Origin of the sequence: Flavobacterium sp. UBA5153 (assembly GCA_002413745.1) — a bacterium.
Lineage (GTDB): Bacteria > Bacteroidota > Bacteroidia > Flavobacteriales > Flavobacteriaceae > Flavobacterium.
Genome location: DHXP01000044.1, coordinates 1 through 3,811, shown reverse-complemented (window position 1 = coordinate 3,811; position 3,811 = coordinate 1). Strand labels below are relative to the sequence as shown.

The 3,811-nt window shown below is 30.7% G+C and carries 5 protein-coding genes; 1 reads left to right on the top strand and 4 read right to left on the bottom strand.

The genetic code is table 11. From position 1 onward, the window contains the following. From B2145_RS09180 to B2145_RS09165, 4 genes are all read right to left on the bottom strand, one after another. Positions 1-458, bottom strand: a 458-nt coding sequence (locus B2145_RS09180; protein WP_291101316.1) for a nucleotide-binding protein, incomplete at its 3' end; no start/stop codon positions are given. Beyond that, entirely contained in the window at positions 455-997 is a 543-nt protein-coding gene (locus B2145_RS09175) for an SEC-C metal-binding domain-containing protein (protein ID WP_291101313.1), read from the bottom strand. The genes B2145_RS09175 and B2145_RS09180, both read right to left, overlap by 4 nt. 88 nt (positions 998-1,085) lie before the next feature. After that, a complete protein-coding gene (locus tag B2145_RS09170) occupies positions 1,086-2,024 on the bottom strand; it encodes a CBASS cGAMP synthase (protein WP_291101312.1) in 939 nt (312 codons plus the stop codon). 463 nt (positions 2,025-2,487) lie between these two features. Continuing rightward, positions 2,488-3,102 (bottom strand): hypothetical protein, encoded by a 615-nt coding sequence (locus B2145_RS09165; RefSeq protein ID WP_291101309.1) that lies wholly within the window; start codon positions 3,100-3,102, stop codon positions 2,488-2,490. A gap of 98 nt (positions 3,103-3,200) precedes the next feature. On the opposite strand from B2145_RS09165, the gene B2145_RS09160 reads away from it, so the two are divergent. Next, positions 3,201-3,811 (top strand): helix-turn-helix transcriptional regulator (locus B2145_RS09160; protein WP_414654994.1); only part of this gene is annotated, 611 nt, incomplete at its 3' end.

Genomic DNA, 3,811 nt, shown 5'->3' with positions numbered 1-3,811 from the left:
ACTGGTTTTAAATTAAAACTTTCCTTAGTTTTTTTTATTTCCGAGATTACATTAGCAATTTTGTCACTTATATTTTTATCATTATATTTTACTACAGTTACACCATTAAAATCCGAAGGAAGTGAAGTCTTATCATGTGTTATTAAAAATGCTCTTTGTAATCCTAAACTACCTAAGAACAAACCCATTTCAAACAAAACATTGTCTCGCATTACATTGAATATTTTCATACGTTTAATAAGAACATCGTCTTTTGATGCTAACATAATACCATAATCATATTTTCGCGATGCTTTAACTAAACTTTCTAATGTACCTTTGTTTAATGAAAAAACACCGCCGTTTTCCCATGTTTCACATTCAATCCAATCTCCTAATTCTAAGTTAATCTGATCTTTAACCTGATTTGCCATTTTAATTCCCTCTGACGATGATCCAATAAATATTTTTCGTTTCATGTTGTAATTGTTTTAATATCTGTTAATACTTTGTCTCTCCCTAAAATTTGCAATTTTTCTTCAACTGGAAGATGACAATTTTTAAATTTTTGTCCGCTGTTGCAATAGCATTTGTCATTCCTTCTTGCTATGCATTTTATAAAAGCACTTTCATAGCATTTAACCCAAAATGAATAGTCATCATTTTTAAAGAGATTTGTGTAAAACACTTTAAACCCCTCTAATCCATGAGGATATTCATTTAAGTACCTTCCCTCTCTCTTTCTGTACAGTTGATTTGCAAAATAGGGTATAACTATGTCATCAATGAATTGTAAAATGGTAATGCCGTATTTGCATTTAATAATTTCATCTTGTTCAACCGTCAAACAACAAGAGGTGTCATCATATTTATGCCAATCTGGATGATTTGGTATATCTCCGCCAACCTCATATAATTTAGGGAACCGGTTAGGGAATCTTTCTGCCGAGTGAATCTCGACAGAAAAACTCCCTACACAATCCCCGTTTTCATCGGAAACATCCAATATTCCTTTCAAAAATTCCCTTCCGTTTTTGTTCCGGATAATTAGATTAGGATATTTTTTTAGTACAAACGGTATCTCATTTTGGAAAAACTGATTCATTTTACAACTTAAAATAAGGCATTGAAGTTCCAATAGTTGATTTTAAACTTGCGCTATTTGTCGATTTTTCATCTTCATCTTCTCCTTCTGGGAATCTATCACCCAGATGTTTCTTCCATACACGACTAGCGGTTAGTTTATTTTTTTCGTCAATAGCCTTTTTCGCATCATCAATGAATTTTGACAAATTACTCATAAAATTTGTTCTCTTTGTTTCTGAATAATTTGCAAATAAATCATCTTCAGGGGTCGTTGGCATTATACAACTGGGATTTAATTTTAAATCTGTTTCAATTTCAATTAAAAGGAACTTTAGAGCAATATCATCTCTTAGATTGGATTGAAAATGCTTCATTGTTAGTACAGTCATCGATAACCCGCTTGGCATATCTTGTCGCTTATAATCACACCATGATTTAAGATACTTAACCATACGAACCATTTGATCTGATTTTTCTTCATTGAATTTAGTCACAAATTCTTTAGGATCATCTATTTGAAATCCAGAATCTTTAACTGCCAAATTTGGATGAGAGTCTTTTTCTTCATTAAAAACCAAAATAGGTAAATCGATATTGTACCCAGCTTTGTAATCAACTGTAATGCATTTTTTTTTGTGCTGAGGAGTTGCATCGGTTGTTCCATCAACCGCTTCTTTTACCCAACGCTGTAAAGTAGTCCCAGTAACATTATCTGGATTTTCTTTGAAATACACACCGTCATCTAAATCACAAGTATCATCTTTTGTTCTGATTAGTGTTTTTAACTTGTACGAACCTTGGATGTAAAATGTTGGTTTGTAGTTTGGATGATTCACTGAAAAATAATCTTTGATTTTGATTCGAAGATTCTCTTTTGAAGCCATTAAAGCTTTTTTCTTGCTTGTAGTAATGTTCAGTTCACTGTCGAACTGTTTGAATAAATGATCTAAATTTGCCATAGGCGTTTTTTTTAGAATTAATAATTGTTTTTTTTAAGGTTTTTAATAAGAACCTTTTTTAAAACTCGCTTTGATTACTTCTTGTTAGAAGGACTAGCACCTTTCTATGTGTAAGGTGTTGATCTATAATGAGCAGGCATTTTAGTAGCGTCATCCTTTTTGTGAGGATGCATATGGATCTTCTATTTACCATCCTCTGTTTGAGCCATAATATAAGATTTAGTGATTAATATTCAGGAGAACTTCAGATCTCTCTCTTGATCTTTTTGTTGTTTTATATTCTAAACAAACATTTTTTATGCAAATATACTGAATAAAACACATAAAAACAATTTTATTTTAATAAATTGCTTTTTTTATGCAAAATTTAAACATATAAACAATAAACAAAGTGCTTCTATGTTTAAAAACGAACAATTATGTGCTTAGGACTATTCATTGCTAAACATTTTTTTCCTCTTGATTAATTCTTAAACAAATCTTCCTTACCATTCTTATCCGCATAAAACGCTTTAACTTTTTCAATTTCCAATCCATTTATTAATTCATCTATTTCCTGCGCTGAATTGAAAACAAAACGGAAGCCATCACTTTTAATAAATTGGTTTGAAGTGGATTGCAAGGCATCGCTGTCAATAATCAACAAGTATTTGTTGTTTATGATTCTAATACGTGCAGAAATATTAACTGAATAATCAAAATTCCATTTGCCATAAAGAAATGCGCCTCTATAATTTAAATTCTTGTATTCAATTTTTTTATCCAGTTCGATTACTTTATTTTCTATCGCAGTTTGTTTCCATTTTAAAAAAGTCTCTTTTATACTTGAAAGGAATTCAACGAATTCTGGAACTTGTTTATTTTTTAACATTAAAGATGCTTTACTACTTGAACTGTCTGAAGATAAGCAATCAATGTAATAATCAAAATCTCCTTTCTCGTTAGGTCTACCAGCTTGAATTTCAAATGTTTTTGAAAAATAAGCCGAATTATAGGTTGCAATTTTTTCCTGTCCAAATACATTTCCATTAAACATATAAGTCATAATCCCTGCGATAATCATAATTTTCTTGTACATACTTTTTTCTTTTTAAATTAGATTACAAAACTATTTGCTATTGGTGCAGTCTATTTGCATAGTTTAGTTTTAAATTTACGGTATCAAATTTTTCAACTATGGCTATCAACAAAAATGCTCTTATTCGTTTTCACGCTTTAGACAAATGCTTTAGCAATTTCAGCAAGAAATTTTATTTAGATGACTTATTGGAATATTGTAATGAAGCTTTGTATGAACTCAATCCTGATGGGGACGGCATAAAAAAACGTCAACTTTTTGAAGATATTAAGTTTATGGAAAGTAGCCAAGGTTGGTCTGTTCCATTAGATCGAATTAAAGAAGGGCGGAAAGTATATTACCGTTATGAAACTTTCGATTTCTCTATCAATAAGCAACCTATGAATGAATTGGAAGCCGAGAAATTGAAATCGGCTTTATTGGTTTTGTCCCGTTTTAAAGGGATGCCACAGTTTGAATGGGTCAATGAATTGATTTTGAAATTGCAAGAAGCTTTCAAATTGGAATCGCACGAAAGGGAAATTATTAGTTTTGATGCCAATGAATACCTTAAAAACATTCACTTTCTAGGCGATTTGTTTAATGCTATTTTGTACAAAAAAGTATTATGTGTGGATTATCAATCTTTCAAAAGCGATGTGATGACTACATTAGAAATTCATCCTCATTATCTGAAACAATATAATAATCGCTGGTTTTTGATTGGAAA

Coding starts and splice junctions, on each gene's coding strand:
- B2145_RS09165 (WP_291101309.1), bottom strand. CDS start 3,102: ATGTACAAGAAAATTATGATTATCGCAGGGATTATGACTTATATGTTT.
- B2145_RS09170 (WP_291101312.1), bottom strand. CDS start 2,024: ATGGCAAATTTAGATCATTTATTCAAACAGTTCGACAGTGAACTGAAC.